Annotated in this window: 17 protein-coding genes; all 17 read left to right on the plus strand. The window is 47.5% G+C overall.

Features of this window, described 5'->3' with window-relative positions:
- The first annotated feature begins 7 nt into the window (after positions 1-7).
- Entirely contained in the window at positions 8-1972 is a 1965-nt protein-coding gene (locus tag ACFOGI_RS16530) for a TRAP transporter permease (RefSeq protein WP_390275016.1), read from the plus strand.
- Positions 1973-1987: 15 nt separating this feature from the next.
- Positions 1988-2989 carry a TAXI family TRAP transporter solute-binding subunit gene (locus ACFOGI_RS16535; RefSeq protein ID WP_390275018.1) on the plus strand — a complete coding sequence of 334 codons (1002 nt, stop codon included), beginning with the start codon at positions 1988-1990 and terminating at the stop codon, positions 2987-2989.
- A 42-nt stretch (positions 2990-3031) separates the two neighbouring features.
- Positions 3032-4633, plus strand: coding sequence for a long-chain-fatty-acid--CoA ligase (locus ACFOGI_RS16540; protein ID WP_390275021.1), 1602 nt, complete (start codon positions 3032-3034; stop codon positions 4631-4633).
- Between the two features lie 15 nt (positions 4634-4648).
- Positions 4649-5512: a 3-hydroxyacyl-CoA dehydrogenase family protein gene (locus ACFOGI_RS16545; protein ID WP_390275023.1), complete on the plus strand. Its 864-nt coding sequence runs from the start codon at positions 4649-4651 to the stop codon at positions 5510-5512.
- Between the two features lie 17 nt (positions 5513-5529).
- Positions 5530-6303, plus strand: a complete 774-nt coding sequence (locus tag ACFOGI_RS16550) for an electron transfer flavoprotein subunit beta/FixA family protein (protein ID WP_390275026.1) — start codon at positions 5530-5532, stop codon at positions 6301-6303.
- A 26-nt stretch (positions 6304-6329) separates the two neighbouring features.
- A complete protein-coding gene (locus ACFOGI_RS16555) occupies positions 6330-7310 on the plus strand; it encodes an electron transfer flavoprotein subunit alpha/FixB family protein (protein WP_390275108.1) in 981 nt (326 codons plus the stop codon).
- Between the two features lie 17 nt (positions 7311-7327).
- Positions 7328-8512, plus strand: coding sequence for a thiolase family protein (locus ACFOGI_RS16560; RefSeq protein ID WP_390275028.1), 1185 nt, complete (start codon positions 7328-7330; stop codon positions 8510-8512).
- A gap of 34 nt (positions 8513-8546) precedes the next feature.
- Positions 8547-8948, plus strand: a complete 402-nt coding sequence (locus ACFOGI_RS16565; RefSeq protein WP_390275030.1) for a PaaI family thioesterase — start codon at positions 8547-8549, stop codon at positions 8946-8948.
- Between the two features lie 178 nt (positions 8949-9126).
- The gene (locus tag ACFOGI_RS16570; protein WP_390275033.1) at positions 9127-10707 is read left to right on the plus strand and encodes a long-chain-fatty-acid--CoA ligase; all 1581 of its coding nucleotides are present in this window, start codon (positions 9127-9129) and stop codon (positions 10705-10707) included.
- Positions 10708-10780: 73 nt separating this feature from the next.
- A complete protein-coding gene (locus tag ACFOGI_RS16575) occupies positions 10781-11956 on the plus strand; it encodes an acyl-CoA dehydrogenase family protein (protein WP_390275035.1) in 1176 nt (391 codons plus the stop codon).
- 26 nt (positions 11957-11982) lie between these two features.
- On the plus strand, positions 11983-12747 hold the full coding sequence (locus ACFOGI_RS16580) for a beta-ketoacyl-ACP reductase (protein WP_390275038.1): 765 nt from the start codon (positions 11983-11985) through the stop codon (positions 12745-12747).
- Positions 12748-12765: 18 nt separating this feature from the next.
- Entirely contained in the window at positions 12766-13215 is a 450-nt protein-coding gene (locus ACFOGI_RS16585; protein WP_390275040.1) for a MaoC family dehydratase N-terminal domain-containing protein, read from the plus strand.
- Positions 13212-13616, plus strand: a complete 405-nt coding sequence (locus ACFOGI_RS16590; RefSeq protein WP_390275042.1) for a MaoC/PaaZ C-terminal domain-containing protein — start codon at positions 13212-13214, stop codon at positions 13614-13616. Before ACFOGI_RS16585 ends, ACFOGI_RS16590 begins: the two co-directional genes overlap by 4 nt.
- 49 nt (positions 13617-13665) lie before the next feature.
- Positions 13666-14871, plus strand: coding sequence for an acyl-CoA dehydrogenase (locus tag ACFOGI_RS16595; protein ID WP_390275044.1), 1206 nt, complete (start codon positions 13666-13668; stop codon positions 14869-14871).
- A gap of 18 nt (positions 14872-14889) precedes the next feature.
- Positions 14890-15663 (plus strand): SDR family oxidoreductase, encoded by a 774-nt coding sequence (locus ACFOGI_RS16600; protein WP_390275046.1) that lies wholly within the window; start codon positions 14890-14892, stop codon positions 15661-15663.
- A 36-nt stretch (positions 15664-15699) separates the two neighbouring features.
- Entirely contained in the window at positions 15700-16869 is a 1170-nt protein-coding gene (locus ACFOGI_RS16605; RefSeq protein ID WP_390275111.1) for a thiolase family protein, read from the plus strand.
- A gap of 69 nt (positions 16870-16938) precedes the next feature.
- Positions 16939-17526 carry a TetR/AcrR family transcriptional regulator gene (locus ACFOGI_RS16610; RefSeq protein WP_390275049.1) on the plus strand — a complete coding sequence of 196 codons (588 nt, stop codon included), beginning with the start codon at positions 16939-16941 and terminating at the stop codon, positions 17524-17526.
- The last annotated feature ends 11 nt before the right edge of the window (positions 17527-17537 follow it).

The following is a 17537-nucleotide window of genomic DNA, read 5'->3' on the forward strand; positions in this document are numbered from 1 at the left end:
GAATGACATGTCAGCTGAGGCCGTAAATACTGGGAAAATCGACACTACTATTGAGGAAAAACCGTCGTATGCAGAAGAGGTTTGGAAAAACAGAAAGGTTAAATGGAATAAGTCCAGGTTCATCGTCCTGCTGATCTCCCTACTGGCTGTGGGATTATCTGTTTTTCATATATACACAGCTGGTTTCGGTACACTGCCATCTTGGGAGCAGCGTAGTGTTCATGTTTTATGGGCGATGTTATTGATCTTTTTGTTGTTTCCTTTCCGCAAAGGAAAAAGTTTTGGAATCATCGATATTGTGGTCGTTCTGCTCACAGTGGTGACAGCCACATACATGATTGGCCAGGCGGAAGCCATTCAAAGCAGGCAGGGGAACATCAATAGTTCAGACATGCTGTTCGGTTCTCTGTTTATCGCACTGGTACTGGAAGCAACCAGAAGAACAAATGGTATTTTGATGGCTGGCATTGGCATCTTCTTCCTAATCTACACCATGTTCGGGCAATACTTTCCAGGTGCTTTGGCACATCCCGGTATCCGCTATGAGAAAATGGTGGATCATATGTTCAGCGGTACTCTGGGAATCTTCAGTGAACCGATTTATGTAAGTTCCACGGTATTGATCTTATTTGTCATCTTCGGCTCCTTTTTGATGAGGTCAGGAGGGGGACAGTTCTTCACGGATGCAGCATTCGGCTTGCTTGGAAACAAGACAGGAGGTCCCGCCCTTTCATCCGTCGGTTCCAGTGCCCTGGTAGCTACCATTACAGGGAATGGGGCAGCGAATGCCGCTATTACAGGATCATTTACCATACCGTTAATGAAGAAGCTTGGGTATAACAAAAAGTTTTCCGCGGCAGTGGAAGCGGTTGCTTCCCAAGGCGGGCAAATCATGCCGCCGATCATGGGAGCTTCCGTGTTCATCATGGCGGAAACCATCGGCATCCCGTACATACAGCTGGCATTATTTGCCTTGATACCAGCTGTCATTTACTTCTTCATCGCAGGAATGGTGGTTTATTTCCATGCAAAACGCATGAAGATGGCTGGTATTCCGAAAGATCAGCTGCCAGACTTTAAAATGGTGCTGCTGAAGCAGGGGTATTTGTTCCTGCCGATTCTGATCATCATCGGGTTGATGGTCTATGGCTTCAGTCCCATGAAGGCAGGCTTCTACGCTGTTATAGCCACACTTGTCCTAAGCTGGGTACGGAAAGCAACACGGATGAATTTTCTGGATGTCCTTGCAGCCTTGGAAAGTGGTGCGAGAAGTGCATTGACCGTAATTGCAGCCTGTGCGACAGCTGGTATCATCGTAGGAGCTGTGTCACTGACAGGGCTTGGCATTACATTTTCCAGGTTTGTCATTGATGTAGCGGGACAGAATTTGCTGCTTCTGCTGATCCTGGTAGCTATTGCTTCCATCATTATGGGGATGGGGATGCCTACTGTTTCCGCTTATGTCATCCTGGCGGTATTGGGGGCCCCGGCCTTGATTGAACTTAATGTAAATCCTGTGGCAGCGCATATGTTTGTTTTCTACTTTGGTGTCCTATCCGGATTGACGCCTCCGGTTGCAATTACTGCATATACCACAGCCGGAATAGCAGGTGCAGACCCATTCAAGACAGCCCTATATGCGATAAAAATTGGTCTAGGAGGTTTCTTCGTACCGTTCATATTCGCCTATAATCCTGTGTTGCTTATGCAGGGAGGAAGTACGGTTGAAATTATCGTCGCAATTGGAAGCGCATTCACCAGCTGTATCTTTTTTGCAGCTGCCCTGGAGGGGTATCTGTTTGGTGACCTTGTACCGATTAAGAGAGTCATCAGTCTACTTGCTGCCGTATTCCTAGTGATGCCGGGGGTTTATGGGGATTTCATCGGACTTGCATTGGCTCTAGGATTAGTCATTTATCAGTGGAAGATGAGAAAAGCCGGCATAGAAGAAATGAAAAAAATAATTGGTTGAATGGAAGGTGAAAACATGAAAAAATTTTTAACATTCGTCGTCCTCTCCCTTGCTGTCCTACTGGCAGCATGTGGAGGAGAACAGACATCTGGATCAGGTGATAAGCCCTCTGCACCTGACAAATTCCTCCAGATAGGTTCTGGTCCAATGGGGTCGGGTTGGTATCCCATCACAACAACCATGACGGAAGTCTATTCGGAAGGGTTCAGTGGACTGAACGCCACGCAGCTTGAGGGGGGATCCACGGCAAACCTGAAATCCCTTCAAGTGGACGATATTCAGATGGGTATAAACTATACGCCTGATTTCATCTCTGCCCTTGAAGGAGGAAAAGGCTTTGACGAACCGATTGAAGAGATTGCGGCCATTGCAGCAATTTATCCTGTCTATCAAACGATTGCCACCTCTGCCGATAACGATGACATCAATACGATTGAAGATATCGTCGACAAGCATATCTTCCTCGGTCCTAAAGGTGGAGGAGGACCGGTAGCATTTTGGAAGATGATGGAGGAGTATGGGATTGATGAACAGACCATTGAAGAGGCAGGCGGGCAGATTTCTTATGGAAATTATTCTGATGGAGCCTCGATGATGAAGGATGGAAATGTCGATGTCTTTTTAGGAGGCGGGGCACCATTCATACCGGCTCTACAGGAGATGGAGCTGACCAGTCCAATCAAAGTTATTCCAATTGATGAGCAAAAGTTGCAGAGCATTGAGGAAAAGGGGATCGGTATCACTGCCGGTGCACTGCCAGGGGGCACATACGAAGGGATCGATGAAGAAGTGCCGACCTATGTGATGGAAACCATGATCACTGTGCGATCCGATTTGGAAGAGGATTATGTCTATCAGCTGACGAAAATGTTCTGGGAAAATCTCCCTGCTTTTGAAGAACAGGTGCCAGAACGTGCTGAGAACTTCACATTGGATACAGCATTGAATGGTATTGATCCAGAGACTCTTCACCCTGGAGCAAAAAAATACTATGAAGAAGAAGGTGTACTGGAATAAGTGGAAAGTAGCACCAATTTAACAGGAGGAGGGGGAGAGCCTTTGCAGAAGCTTGAGGAACGTAGATGGTACCAAGCCTACCCTGAGGCGATGAGGAGAGACATTCATATTCCGGAACTGCCAGTTTACTCCTTATTGGAAAGAACTGCTGCCCGTTTCCCGGACCGTCTTGCTATCGTTCAGGAAGAGGATAGGTTGACCTACAAAGATTTGAAGGGGCAAGTGGACCGGCTAGCGGGAGCCTGGGATCGACTTGGGTTGACGAAGGGCGAGCGGATCGGCTTGATGATCTCCAATGATCCGATATATATCATCACCTATTACGCAGCCATGAAATTGGGACTGGTGGTAGTTCAAATCAACCCGCGTTATACGTCAAGAGAGTTGCTGCAGATTGCCAATGATGCAGAAATGGCTGCGATTGCTGTAGAAGAGGAAATAGCAGCAACCGTAAGACAGCTGAAAGGACTATATGCCTTCAAACATTGTTTCATTGCCGGGTCTCCGGCAAGTGAAGAGTTGTCCCTTACATCTTTGATTGAACAGACTGAACCGCTGAAAAAGAACGTACCAATGCATACGAAAGATGATATTGCTGTCATCCAGTACACCGGAGGCACGTCCGGTGTCATGAAGGGGGCGATGCTGACCCATTATAACCTCGTGGCAAATGTCGTCCAGAGTTATGCCATGTACGGAGCTGATATGGAATTCGGTAAGGAGACGGTGCTTACCGCCACCCCACTCTATCATGTATACGCAATGACGAGCGGTATGAATCTAGGCATCTATATTGGAGCCACGAATCTATTGATCAAGAAGTTTGTTGTGGATGATGTTTTGGAAAAAATCAAAGATCATCAGCCAACCTTTTTTCCCGGGGTGCCCCGCATGTATAATGCCTTCATCAATCATCCGCAGGTCCGGGAATATGGCTTGGATTGCTTGAAATTCTGTTCCAGCGGCTCGGCTCCCTTGCCGGTTGAAGTGATTAGGAAATTCGAGAACATAACCGGTGCAGTCATCGGGGAAGGTTTCGGTTTATCAGAGGCTTCGCCATCCACTCATCGAAACCCGCCTAAAGGAGTCAGGAAGGTAGGAAGCATCGGAATCCCGCTTCCTGGCACAGACAGTAAAGTGGTAGATGATGACAATAAGGAGCTGCCAGTGAATGCTGTAGGAGAACTGGTAATCAAGGGACCGCAGATCATGAAAGGGTATTGGAACAATGAAGAAGAGACACAAAAGAGCTTGCGTGAGGGCTGGCTATATACAGGTGATCTTGCCATTCAAGATGAGGATGGATATTTCTTCATCGTCGGCAGAAAAAAAGAAATGATCATCAATGGTGGTTTCAATGTTTACCCACAGGAAGTGGAGAACGTTCTGTATGAACATCCTGATATAGAGGAATGCGCTGTGGCGGGAGTGCCAGACCCTGAAAAAGGAGAACTTGTGAAAGCATATGTTGTTGCCAAACAAGGGGCATCCGTTGACTTGGAAGAGTTGAAGGGTTTCTGCTATCGCAGCCTCACTCCCTATAAAGTACCGAAATTGTTTGAAGTGTTGGAGGCATTGCCGAGAAACACGGTAGGGAAAATATTAAAGCGCAAGCTGGTCGGGGCGGAGGAAGAAAGAAACTGAAAGGAGGAGATCTGAATGGGAGTAGAGAATATAAACACCATTGGAGTAATAGGTGCCGGCACAATGGGCGCACAAATTGCAATGGTTTGCGCGGTGAACGGCTATGAAGTGATCCTGCAGGATATAGAAGAAGCGAGCCTCCGGAAAGCAAAGGAATCATTGGAAGCCCGAATGGCTCGTTGGGTGGAAAAAAAGAAGAAGACAAAGGAGGAAGTGGATCAGGCATTCGGACGGCTGTCCATGGAAACCGACCTGAATTCCGTCAAGGACGCCGACTTTATCATTGAAGCTATCGTGGAAAAGCTGGACGTGAAAAAAAGTTTGTTTGCCGAGCTGGAACGTCTGACGCAAGAAGATACGATTCTTGCGACAAATAGTTCAACCATTGTCAGTTCCAAAATAGCGGAAGGACTCCACAGACCACATAACGTATGCAATGTCCACTTTTTCAATCCGCCACTGAAGATGGAACTGGTGGAAGTGGTGAGAGGAGAACATACCTCGGATGAAACAGCTAATACGGCGGTGAAGCTGATTGAATCTCTGGAGAAAATACCAGTGTTGCTGAAGAAGGAAATCTCCGGATTTGTTGCCAATCGCATTCTCGGGAAGCTGATGGACGAGGCGGTCTATCTTTTAGAAAATGGCTATGCCACTCATGAAGAAATCGATTTGGTTTGTAAAAAAGCATTGAATCATCCAATCGGTCCGTTCGCCCTGATGGATTTGACGGGGATAGATGTGAATTATTTTGTCAGACTGCAGCGTTATCAGGAAAGTGGAAAGGAAGAAGATAGACCCGCACAGATCGTTGCAGAGAAAGTGGAAAAAGGAGAACTTGGGCGTAAGACCGGTAAAGGATTCTATCAATATACTTAAAGAAGAGGAGTGGGAATATGAATATCTATGTTTTATTGAAGAAAACGTTCGATACTGAAGAAAAAATCAATGTAGCCAATGGGCAGATCGAAGAAGACGGAGCAGAATTCATCATCAATCCTTATGATGAATATGCCGTAGAAGAGGCAATCGTCCAGCGGGATGCACATGGGGGAGAAGTGACAGTAGTTACTGTCGGAGATGAAGATTCAGAGAAACAGTTGCGCACCGCCCTTGCCATGGGAGCTGACAAGGCAGTGTTGATCAATACGGAGGAAGACCTGGAAGACGGTGACCAGTTCACAACAGCGAAAATCTTGGAGGCCTTCTTTGAAGATAAAGAAGCAGACTTGATTCTAGCAGGAAATGTGGCCATTGATGAAGCTAGCGGCCAGGTTGGGCCAAGGCTTGCAGAGGCATTGGACATCCCTTATGTCACCACGATCACCAGCCTGACGATCAATGGAGATACAGCCAGTATCGAAAAGGATGTGGAAGGGGATGTAGAGGTGATCGAAAGTGCCCTTCCGTTGCTTGTCACTTGTCAGCAGGGACTGAATGAACCGCGGTACCCTTCCTTGCCGGGAATCATGAAAGCGAAGAAGAAACCGCTGGAAGAATTGGAGATTGATGACCTTGACTTGGATGAAGATGAACTGGAACCAAAGACCAAAACGATAGATATTTTCTTGCCGCCGGAAAAAGAAGCAGGAAAGGTTCTGGAGGGAGAAGTTGATGATCAGGTAAAAGAGTTGATCACTCTATTGAAGGAAGAGAAGAAAGTACTGTAAAAAAATAGATTGATGGAGGGAGAATGATCATGACAAAATTATTGGTTATCGGAGAGAGCAGAGAGGGAGAATTAAGGAATGTCACCTTTGAAGCAGTTGCAGCGGCGAAAAAAATGAATGCGGATGCAGAAGTGGTCGGAGTCATTTTGGGAGCCGGCAGTTTAGAGGAACAGGGAAAGGAAATCATCCGTTATGGAGCAGACCGCGCTATTACGGTCCAAGATGAGAAACTGGAAGATTACACATCTGAGGGATATGGCCAGGCAGCTCTTGCTGTAATTGAGGATGAATCGCCAGATGGAATAGTCATGGGTCATACATCCATCGGGAAGGATTTGACACCGAAACTAGCTGCAAAAATTGGCAGTGGTCTTGTTTCCGATGCGGTGGATATTTCCAATGAGGACGGAGAGGTACTTTTCACCCGTCCGATCTACTCAGGAAAAGCATTTGAAAAGAAAGCCATTACGGAAGGGGTGGCCTTTGTTACCATCCGGCCGAATAACATCAAGCCATTGGAGCGGGATGAGGATCGTACTGGTGAGGTTACGGCCAAAGATGTGGATATATCAGATGTACGTACCATTATCAAGGATGTCATCCGCAAAGCCTCGGAGGGTGTTGATCTCTCAGAAGCAAACGTCATTATAGCCGGTGGACGCGGAGTGAAGAGTGAAGAAGGCTTCCAGCCGTTATATGAACTTGCCGAGGTACTAGGGGGAGCAGTTGGAGCATCCCGCGGGGCTTGCGATGCCGAATATTGTGATTATGCTCTGCAAATTGGCCAAACCGGGAAAGTGGTTACGCCTGATCTGTATATAGCTGTCGGTATTTCCGGTGCCATTCAGCACCTCGCCGGCATGTCCAACTCCAAGGTCATTGTTGCAATCAACAAAGACCCTGAGGCAAATATCTTCAATGTAGCTGATTATGGCATTGTTGGTGACTTGTTTGAGGTGGTACCGAAGTTGACGGAAGAACTGAAACAGCTGAACGTCGGTGTCTGATAGTTAGGGGGATGAATATGCAGGAAAACTATGTAATTGTAAGTGCTGTACGGACGCCGATCGGAACATATGGAGGTTCGTTTAAGGATATCAGTTCCGGTCATCTGGCTTCCATCGTTATCAAAGAAGCAGTAAACCGATCTGGTTTGCCTGCCGACCAAATCGATGAAGTGATAATGGGAGAGGTCCGGCAAACTACAGAATCATCCAACCTTGCCAGGGTGGCTGCACTGAGAGCTGGTGTGCCGGAATCATCACCAGCTTTTACAGTGAACCGCCTGTGTGCTTCAGGCATGCAGGCAGTCACCTCCGGCATCCAGCAAATTGCTTTTGGGCATGCGGGTATCATAGCTGCCGGTGGAACGGAGAGTATGAGCCGCTCCCCCATTTATCTGAGAAATGCCAGATTTGGTGGGGATCGGCCGGAAATGGTGGATTCCAATAAAGAAGCAGGACAACAGCCGAAGGAAATTTATGGAGAGAACCTTGGAATGGGCATGACAGCGGAAAACGTTGCAGAGAAATACGATATTTCGCGGGAGGACCAGGACGCTTTCGCTATCGAAAGCCAGCGAAGGGCAAGCAGTGCTATAGCAGACGGACGCTTCAAAGAAGAAATTGTTCCAGTTGAGGTCAAACAAAAGAAAAAATCTTTTTTAGTGGAGGATGATGAGCATCCTCGTCCACAGACCACTTTGGAAAAACTGGCTAAATTGAAGCCTGTTTTCAAAGAAGGGGGAACAGTGACAGCCGGAAATGCGTGCGGTCGAAATGACGGTGCCTCCGCATTGATCATAATGAAAGAGGAAAAAGCAAACGAATTGGGGTTAACACCACTGGCACGGATTGTCGATTGGGCAACCTCCGGAGTGTCACCGGAGATTATGGGAATTGGCCCGATTCCAGCGGTGAATCGGCTGCTGGAAAGAACCGGCAAACAGGTTGGAGATATTGACCTCGTTGAACTGAATGAAGCATTTGCCGCACAATCGCTGGCCGTCATACGGGAGCTCTCCCTTGACCCGGAAAAGGTGAATGTTAACGGAGGCGCTATCGCCTTGGGGCATCCGGTCGGCTCGAGTGGTGCAAGAATTATCACCACTCTGCTCCATGAGTTGATCAGAAGGAAGGAACAGACGGGGATCGCAACCTTGTGTGCAGGTGGCGGCCAGGGGATGGCCATCATGATCGAACAAATCTGAAGATAGGTAACAGATGCAGGCAGGTGAAGGTGGATTGACGACACGTTTAAATGATGTACGAGAGAGCTTTGAATCCAGTCCTTTCTTTTCGCATATCGGCTTTGAAATCCTGGAATTTGAGGAAGGGAATATACGACTCAAACTTCCGATCAGGAGGGAGTTGCTGAACGCGAATGAATCCTTGCACGGCGGGGTGCATGCTACCATGCTCGACCTCAGCCTCGGGATGGCAATTCGTTCAGTGACCAAAACCAGATGCACGACCATCAGTCTCAACGTCAATTACTTATCCCCTTCTATAGAAGGAGAAGTATTTGCTACCGCAAAAATCGTGAAACAAGGATACCGTATGGTCGTAGCAGAAGGGGAGATGATGGACGAAGCCGGTAATTTACTGGCAAAGGGAATTGGGACCTACAAGCTGATCAGGGATTAAAAGTGGAGAGTTGAGCAATGTGTCTCGACTCTCTTTTTTTGTTTTTTAAGAAATTACATAAAATTCATTGTAATATTTCTGTGCTTTGTTATAATATATTATAAATATTCAGAACATACCAACCGGTTAATATGTTCAATCAAACAGAACAAATATCAATCAAAGGAAGGAAATGTGAATGGAAAAACCATGGCTTAAGCATGTTGCCGAAGGAAATCCACAGGAAATAGAAATTCCGGAAATACCTTTGACGAAATTATTCCATGAATCCGTGGAGAAATACCCGAACCATACAGCTGTTACCTTCCATGACAAATCCTATACGTACAAGCAGCTTAACCAGCTGATTCAAAATGTGGCTGCCTCCCTGAAAAACATAGGAGTCGATAGGGGGGACAGGGTGGCTCTGATGCTACCAAACTGTCCACAATACCCAATCGGTTATTATGCTGCATTGCTTTGTGGTGCAACAATTGTACAAGTCAATCCCATGTACAAGTCGTCAGAGCTTCTCCATGTGCTGAATGATTCAGGGGCAGAAGTCCTGATTGCCCTGGATCGGCTGCTTCCAGCCGTTGAGGAAGTGATCGACCGGACGGAAGTGGAGGCACTGATTCCGGTCTCTTTTGAAAGCGATTGCAAATTCAATGAATATATGGAAGATCGTGGCTTGCCAGTACCGAATGTAATGATAAACCCACAAGAAGATATAGCGGTCCTGCAGTATACAGGTGGGACGACAGGGCGTTCCAAAGGAGCCATGCTTACCCACTATAACCTGGTCGCAAACACGCTGCAGAGTTATGCAACATCCAAGGTGCGGACGCGTCTTGGTAAGGAAAGGGTTCTCACCATTTCCCCCCTTTTCCATGTGTACGGGATGACCAGTTGTATGAACCTGACCTTTTACATGGGAGGAAACCTGATCCTTGTTCCGAAATTTGATGTGGAACAGACAGTGAAAGTGATTGAAAAGACTAAACCGACCATCTTCCCTGGTGTACCTACCATGTTTATTGCCTTGTTGAATCATTATAAGGATCAGCCATTCGATTTAACCAGTTTGAGGACCTGCACCAGTGGCTCTGCTCCTCTCCCGGTTGAAGTACTGAATAAATTCAACAAGACGAGCGGCACGAATGTTGCAGAAGGATTCGGTTTATCCGAAGCTTCTCCTGTCACTCACCGGAACCCTATCGCAGGTTTGCAGAAATCAGGGAGTATCGGAATCCCCATCCCTAATACAGATGCAAAGATAGTGGATTCTGCTACCGGCGATGAAGAACTGGAAATCGGTGAAGTCGGTGAACTGGTGATTAAAGGCCCACAGATCATGAAGGGCTATTGGAATATGCCGGACGAAACGGAGAATGTCCTGAGAGATGGCTGGTTGTACACCGGTGATCTGGCGAAAATGGACCGTGACGGCTTCTTCTATATTGTCGGACGAAAAAAGGAGATGATCATTGCCAGCGGATATAATGTCTACCCCGTGGAGGTGGAAGACGTGATTTATACCCATCCAAATGTTCTGGAGGCAGCAGTGATCGGTGTCCCGGATAAGTACAGAGGAGAAACGATCAAAGCAGTAGTAGTTCCCAAAGACGCAAAAGAACTTGACGAAGATGAACTGATAGCCTTTTGCCGACAGAGGCTGGCGGCATATAAAGTTCCACAATCCGTGGAAATGGTCAGTGAACTTCCGAAAACCACGGTTGGGAAAATTTTAAAAAGATCATTGGTGGAAACATATTCCTAGTGTTAATCCGCATATAAGAAACTAACCAGTTAGTATGCAGTCAATAAAAATCGGTAAAACAGGAGGGAATCATATGCATTTAAGGTTGACGGATGAACAAAAAATGGTACAGGAAACCATTCGTAAATTTGTCGAGAAAGAGTTAATGCCATTGGAAAATGACGTCTTGCGGAATGAAAGGGAAGGAAGGCCTAGCCTGCCGGCCGAGAAGCAGGAAGAGCTCCAGCAGAAAGCGAAGGAAGCAGGATTCTGGGGGATCAATACACCGAGCGAGTATGGCGGGGCTGATCTTGGACAAATGATGCAGGCCATCGTTTCCATGGAAGTTGCCAAGACATTCGTTCCTTTTTCTTTTGGCGGTTCAGCGGATAATATCCTTTACTATGCCAACGAGCAGCAGAAGGAAAAATATCTGCTTCCTACCATCAATGGAGAAAAGAAGTCCTGTTTTGCCATGACAGAACCAGATGCCGGCTCGGACACCCGCAACATTAAAACAACCGCCGTTCAAGACGGCAATGACTGGGTGATCAACGGGGAGAAGACGTTTATCACTGGTGGGAATGAAGCGGATTTTGTCATGGTCATTGCTATTACGGACAAGGAAAAGCATGAACAAACAGGGCGTGAAGGTGTCACCTGCTTTATTGTCGATCGTGATATGGGCTGGAGATCGGAATACATTGATACGATGGGAGAATGGGGGCCTGCTGCACTTGTTTTTGACAATGTCCTTGTACCGGAAGAAAACATCCTTGGCGAATTGCATGGAGGGTATAACCTAGGGTTGGAATGGATCGGCTTTGCCAGGTGGATTGTAGGCGCCCGCGCTGTCGGAGCAGCTGAGCGACTGCTGCAGATGGCGATCGACTATTCCAAAGAACGGAAAACATTCGGACGGCCTATCGGAGACAGACAGGCCATCCAATGGCAGATTGCAGATTCTGCTGTAGAGATTGAGGCGGCCAAATGGATGGTTCTCAATGCTGCATTCACCCTCGATCAAGGAGAGGACAACCGGCATCTTGCATCAATGGCCAAGCTGTATGGGTCCAATATGGGCAACAGGGTGGTTGACCGTGTCATGCAGATTCACGGGGGCATGGGTTACACAAGGGAACTTCCGATTGAACGCTGGTACCGTGAAGCAAGACTGTGGAGAATCTATGACGGCACCGATGAAATTCAGCGGATGATCATTGCAAGGAATCTATTAAAAGGCCATGTAAAAGTTGGTCAATTCATTTAAATTCTATCATTCTAGGAGGAATGGACATGTCCGGAAGATTTGAAGGAAGAGTAGCATTAGTAACAGGCGGAAGCCGTGGGATCGGAAAAGGCGTAGCAAAGCGGTTCGCTGAAGAAGGGGCCAAAATCGCTGTACTCGATATCAACGAAGAAGCACTGGCGGAAGCTGAGAAGGATTTCAAGGATCAAGGGTTTACTGTACTTGCAAAGAAAGCGAATGTCGTCGAAGCGGAAGAAGTGGAAAAAGCTGTGCAGGAAGTAGTAGAGACCTTTGGGAAGCTGGATATATTAGTCAATAACGCGGGGATCATCCGGGATAATATGTTATTCAAAATGACGGACAGCGACTGGCAGCAGGTTATGGATGTCCATTTGAAAGGTTCATTCAACGCCTCACGTGCCGCTCAGAAACATATGGTACAGCAGAAGTATGGACGAATCATCAGTATTTCTTCTACCTCAGCACTTGGAAACCGCGGGCAGGCCAACTACTCAACAGCTAAAGCAGGACTGCAGGGATTTACTAAAACACTGGCAATTGAACTGGGAAAATACGGAATTACCGCTAACTCGGTAGCACCTGGCTTTATTGAAACGGAAATGACGAAGGCCACTGCCGAACGGGTTGGCGTTCCATTTGAAGATTTTGTGAAAGGAGCTGTCAGTCAAATTCCAGCTGCCAGGAGCGGCAAGCCGGAGGATATCGCCAATGCGGTCGCATTCTTTGCGGACGAGAAATCATCCTTTGTCAATGGGCAGGTCATTTATGTCGCAGGCGGCCCCAAGGATTAATAGGGAGGTAAGGTCAACATGTATAAAGATATGATCGGGAGAAAATCTGACAAGGTGAAAAATATGGTAGAACGTGGGCTGGTCCGGCGCTTTGCCGAGTCCATCGGGGACCCGCACCCTATTTATATAGATGAGGAGACTGGAGAGAAATCCAGCTATGGTCGCAATATTGCGCCGCCGACCTTTCCAAGGGTCTTCGATTATGGAACGGTGGAAGGGCTTCGATTGCCGAAAAAAGGCCTGATCCATGGGGAGCAGAAATATCATTACGAACGGCCCTTACTCGTGGGAGAAGAGCTTTACTGTCATACCGTGGTGGAAGATTACTATGAAAAATCAGGCGGTAACGGGCGAATGGGATTCCTTGCTATTAAGAGATATGGCGAAGATGTCCAAGGAAATATAGTTTTCACAGAGGAAATGGTCACTATTATTACGGAAACGGTAAGGAAGGCGATGAATGTATGAAGAATATAGCAGAACTGCATACAGGTGAATCACTCCAAGAGGTGACACTTGAGCCTGTCAGCCGGATGGATCTGATTAAATATTCGGGTGCTTCCGGTGACTTCAACCCTATCCATACGATTGATGAAGAGGCAGAAAGGGCAGGACTGCCAGGTATCATTGCACATGGGATGTGGACGATGGGCAACCTGGCAAAGCTATTTACCCCTTACTATGAAGAAGGGTTTATCCAGGATTATAATATAAGGTTTTCTGGCATGGTTTTTCTAGGAGACGTCCTCACATTGAAGGCTGAAGTGGAGGAGCATACTGGTTCGTATGTGGATTTTCGGGTGAAGACGGTGAACCAGAAAGAAAAAGAAGTAATCAAAGGAAAGATCCGTTTCTCTAAGCATGTCTGAGGACACAGCAGAAATGGCAGCGGATTAAAACTTATAGGGAGTGTCGGCCATGGAGTTCGAGTATTCCGAAAAAGTGAAGGATTATCAGGATCGACTGAACCGATTTATGGATGAGCATATTTACCCGAACGAGCGTACCTATGCAGAACAATTGAACGATGAAGATCGATTTTCCACCATTCCGCCGGTCATGGAAGAGCTGAAACAGAAAGCGAAAGAGGAAGGACTTTGGAATCTATTTCTTCCTGAAAGTGAATATGGAGCAGGTCTCACCAACTTGGAATATGCGCCTTTATGTGAAATCCTGGGGCGATCGGCTATGGCACCTGAAGTATTCAACTGTGCTGCTCCTGACACCGGAAATATGGAAGTGCTTGTACGGTATGGAAGTGAAGAACAGAAGGCAGAATGGCTGAAACCGCTTCTTCGTGGAGATATACGTTCTTGTTTTTCCATGACGGAGCCGAATGTTGCCTCCTCTGATGCCACGAATATTGAGGCAAGCATCACTCGGGATGGTGATGAATATATCATCAATGGAACGAAATGGTGGTCATCCGGTGCCGCAGATCCTCGCTGCAAGATAGCGATCGTCATGGGGAAGAACGATCCAGAAGCACCGAGGCATAAGCAGCAATCAATGATTCTCGTTCCACTCGATACCCCCGGTGTGACAGTCAAAAGGGCACTGCCGGTATTCGGTTATGATCACGCGCCACATGGGCATGCGGAGATTGAATACAACGATGTACGCGTTCCAGCCTCCAATATGCTTCTCGGGGAAGGAAGAGGTTTTGAGATTGCCCAAGGAAGACTGGGACCAGGTAGAATTCATCACTGTATGAGGACGATCGGTGCAGCGGAACGAGCGTTGGAACTGTTGTGCAGACGAGCGCAGGAAAGGGAAGCTTTTGGAAAGAAGCTGGCGGAACAGGGAGTCATCCGTGAATGGATAGCAGATGCACGCATCCAAATTGAACAGGCACGCCTGCTGACTTTGAAGGCAGCCTATATGATGGATACCGTAGGAAATAAAGAAGCAAAAGCTGAAATTTCCATGATAAAGGTGGTTGCTCCTAATATGGCACTGGATATTATTGACCGGGCGATCCAGACATTCGGTGCTGCTGGGGTTAGTGATGATTATCCACTTGCTTCCAGCTGGGCCAGCATCCGGACGTTAAGATTGGCTGATGGACCAGATGAAGTTCATCGCCGCACGATTGCCAGGCAGGAGTTGAAAAAATATCAATAATACGGGGAGGACATGTGCATGCATGTAAAGGATCTTTTCGATCTGAGCGGTAAAACAGCGATCGTCACTGGAGGTGGTCGTGGCCTCGGCCAGCAAATTGCGGAAGGTTTTGCTGAAGCGGGGGCTAGAGTGGTTGTCTGTTCAAGAAAAGAAGAGAACTGCAAGGAAGTCAGTGAGGCGCTCAAGAAGAAAGGAGCAGAGTCTCTAGCGGTCGCTTGTGATGTTACCGATCCGGACGATGTCCAACGGGTCATCGACAGGACAGTAGAGGAATTTGGGACAATCGATATCCTGGTCAATAATAGCGGTACTTCCTGGGGAGCACCAGTAGATGAGATGCCTTTGGAAGCTTTCCAAAAAGTGCTGAATGTCAATGTGACTGGCACATTTCTTATGTCGCAGGCAGCTGGCAGGGTGATGACGGAACAAAAATCTGGAAAAATCATCAACATAGCTTCAACCGCCGGCCTGACAGGATCTGATCCGAGATTTATGGATGCTATCGGCTATAATTCCAGCAAGGGTGCAGTGATTACCTTCACGAAAGACCTAGCTGTCAAATGGGGGCCTCGCGGGATCCATGTAAATGCCATTGCGCCTGGGTTCTTCCCTACAAAAATGTCCAAAGTGCTGTTGGAGAAAGGCGGCGATAAAATCTTGGAAGGGACGCCGCTCCGTAAATTCGGCGGCGAGGACGACTTGAAAGGTGTGGCCCTATTCCTGGCGACGGCTGCTTCCAACCATATAACGGGAGAGACGATCGTGGTGGATGGCGGTTCGAATGCGATGTAGCAAGATACAAGAATGAAGAAGGGATGGATCGATAAGATGAATAGAGAAGCTGTAATTGTATCGGCAGTCCGAACGCCGATTGCCAGGCAGGGTGGTGCATTAGCATCCGTACCTGCACATGTATTCGGAGCAGAAGTCATCAAGGAGGCAGTAAAACGGGCCAAAATCACACCTGATGCAATTGATGATGTAATCTTCGGCAATGTATTGAGCGGTGGGGGAAATATCGCCAGGTTGACGGCTCTTCAATCAGGATTATCCACTTCTCTGCCAGGTCTCACTGTGGATAGGCAGTGTGGCTCGGGTATCAATGCGGTCGTACTTGCAGCCCAGGCCATCCGTGCAGGGGAAGGGGATGTATTCATTGCCGGAGGGACGGAGAGCATGTCACGGGCACCATATCTGATGGACCGTCCTACTAAAGCGTACAGCCCGGCGCCGCCTAAATTCCGCAAATCACAGCTATCACCGGAGGAAATCGGCGACCCGCCAATGGGTACCACCGCAGAAAACCTGGCCGACCAATACAATGTTTCCAGGGAAGAACAGGATGAATTTGCTCAACGAAGTCAGGAGCGGATGGCCAGAGCGATGGAAGAAGGCCGTTTCGATGAACAGATTGTCCCGATAACAGTGCCTGTCCGGAAAGGCAGCCCTATTGAATTCAAACTAGATGAACATCCTCGGCCAGGTACAACGCTGGAAAAGCTGGCCAAACTCCCACCTGCATTCCGCAAGGATGGAAGCGTGTCCGCTGGGAACAGCTCCGGGCTCAATGATGCAGCCTCTGCACTGGTGATCATGTCGAGGGAAAAAGCAAACCAATTGGGTCTTGCACCACTGGCAACCGTCAGGGCTTCCGCTGTGGCAGGGGTGGATCCGAATATTATGGGAATTGGTCCAGTACCGGCAACCAGAAAGGTGATGGAGAGAACTGGTTTCAAGCTCGAAGATATGGATCTCATCGAAATCAATGAAGCATTTGCTGCCCAAGTAATCGCTTGTGACAGGGAACTTCAGATGGACCCGGCAAGGGTGAATGTGAATGGAGGGGCGATCGCCCATGGCCATCCACTTGGAGCAACGGGTGCCATCCTGATGACCAAAGCAGTCCATGAATTGCAGAGATCAGGCGGAAGATATGCCTTGATTACTGCCTGTATTGGAGGCGGTCAGGGGATTTCCGCTATTATCGAAAGAGACTGAAGAGGCTGTAGTCGGCAATTTCTATATGCTGTAAGATAGAGGTACATTTTGTAGAGAGGAAAATGGCATATGAAGGGTAAGATCATGCGAGCTAGTATCCAGTTGTTTGATTCACAGGGATACAGCGAGACATCCATACAGGATATTGTCGACGCTATCGGCGTTACCAAAGGAAGCTTCTATTACTACTATAAAAGCAAACAGGAACTCTTGAAGGATATACACCTTAATTATATTGAAGGACTGCTTGAAAAACAGGAACAGATCCTAGGTGATGCCGATAAAGGATCCAAGGACAAGTTATACAGCATCATTTACATGGTAATCAGCAGTATCCGGACACAAAGGCAGAGTGCTAGGATTTTCAACCGCGAGGGCCGCAATCTGGATGAAACACATACGGAGGAAATCCGGCAGAAACGGCAGAAATTCAGGTTGGAAGTTCAAAAAATGATAGAAGAAGGGATAGATAGAGGAGAATTCAAGCCAGGTTTACGGGCTGATATTCTCACTTTCGGCATTTTGGGCATGACCAACTGGAGTTTTTACTGGTTCAATCCAGAGGGGGAATTATCTGAAGAGGAGCTTGCTGGTATCTATATGGATACCTTCTTGAATGGAATTGGAAATGAAATGGCTGGGGCCTATCAAAAGTAACCACGGACAGC

The sequence above is a fragment of the Virgibacillus xinjiangensis genome, assembly GCF_042643145.1.
GTDB lineage: Bacteria > Bacillota > Bacilli > Bacillales > Amphibacillaceae > Virgibacillus_O > Virgibacillus_O xinjiangensis.

Excerpts from the sequence above, each read along its gene's own strand:
- ACFOGI_RS16580 (WP_390275038.1), top strand. The coding sequence starts at position 11,983 with ATGTCCGGAAGATTTGAAGGAAGAGTAGCATTAGTAACAGGCGGAAGC.
- ACFOGI_RS16600 (WP_390275046.1), top strand. The coding sequence starts at position 14,890 with ATGCATGTAAAGGATCTTTTCGATCTGAGCGGTAAAACAGCGATCGTC.
- ACFOGI_RS16605 (WP_390275111.1), top strand. The coding sequence starts at position 15,700 with ATGAATAGAGAAGCTGTAATTGTATCGGCAGTCCGAACGCCGATTGCC.
- ACFOGI_RS16560 (WP_390275028.1), top strand. The coding sequence starts at position 7,328 with ATGCAGGAAAACTATGTAATTGTAAGTGCTGTACGGACGCCGATCGGA.
- ACFOGI_RS16550 (WP_390275026.1), top strand. The coding sequence starts at position 5,530 with ATGAATATCTATGTTTTATTGAAGAAAACGTTCGATACTGAAGAAAAA.
- ACFOGI_RS16585 (WP_390275040.1), top strand. The coding sequence starts at position 12,766 with ATGTATAAAGATATGATCGGGAGAAAATCTGACAAGGTGAAAAATATG.
- ACFOGI_RS16535 (WP_390275018.1), top strand. The coding sequence starts at position 1,988 with ATGAAAAAATTTTTAACATTCGTCGTCCTCTCCCTTGCTGTCCTACTG.
- ACFOGI_RS16575 (WP_390275035.1), top strand. The coding sequence starts at position 10,781 with ATGCATTTAAGGTTGACGGATGAACAAAAAATGGTACAGGAAACCATT.
- ACFOGI_RS16590 (WP_390275042.1), top strand. The coding sequence starts at position 13,212 with ATGAAGAATATAGCAGAACTGCATACAGGTGAATCACTCCAAGAGGTG.
- ACFOGI_RS16610 (WP_390275049.1), top strand. The coding sequence starts at position 16,939 with ATGAAGGGTAAGATCATGCGAGCTAGTATCCAGTTGTTTGATTCACAG.
- ACFOGI_RS16530 (WP_390275016.1), top strand. The coding sequence starts at position 8 with ATGTCAGCTGAGGCCGTAAATACTGGGAAAATCGACACTACTATTGAG.
- ACFOGI_RS16545 (WP_390275023.1), top strand. The coding sequence starts at position 4,649 with ATGGGAGTAGAGAATATAAACACCATTGGAGTAATAGGTGCCGGCACA.
- ACFOGI_RS16570 (WP_390275033.1), top strand. The coding sequence starts at position 9,127 with ATGGAAAAACCATGGCTTAAGCATGTTGCCGAAGGAAATCCACAGGAA.
- ACFOGI_RS16595 (WP_390275044.1), top strand. The coding sequence starts at position 13,666 with ATGGAGTTCGAGTATTCCGAAAAAGTGAAGGATTATCAGGATCGACTG.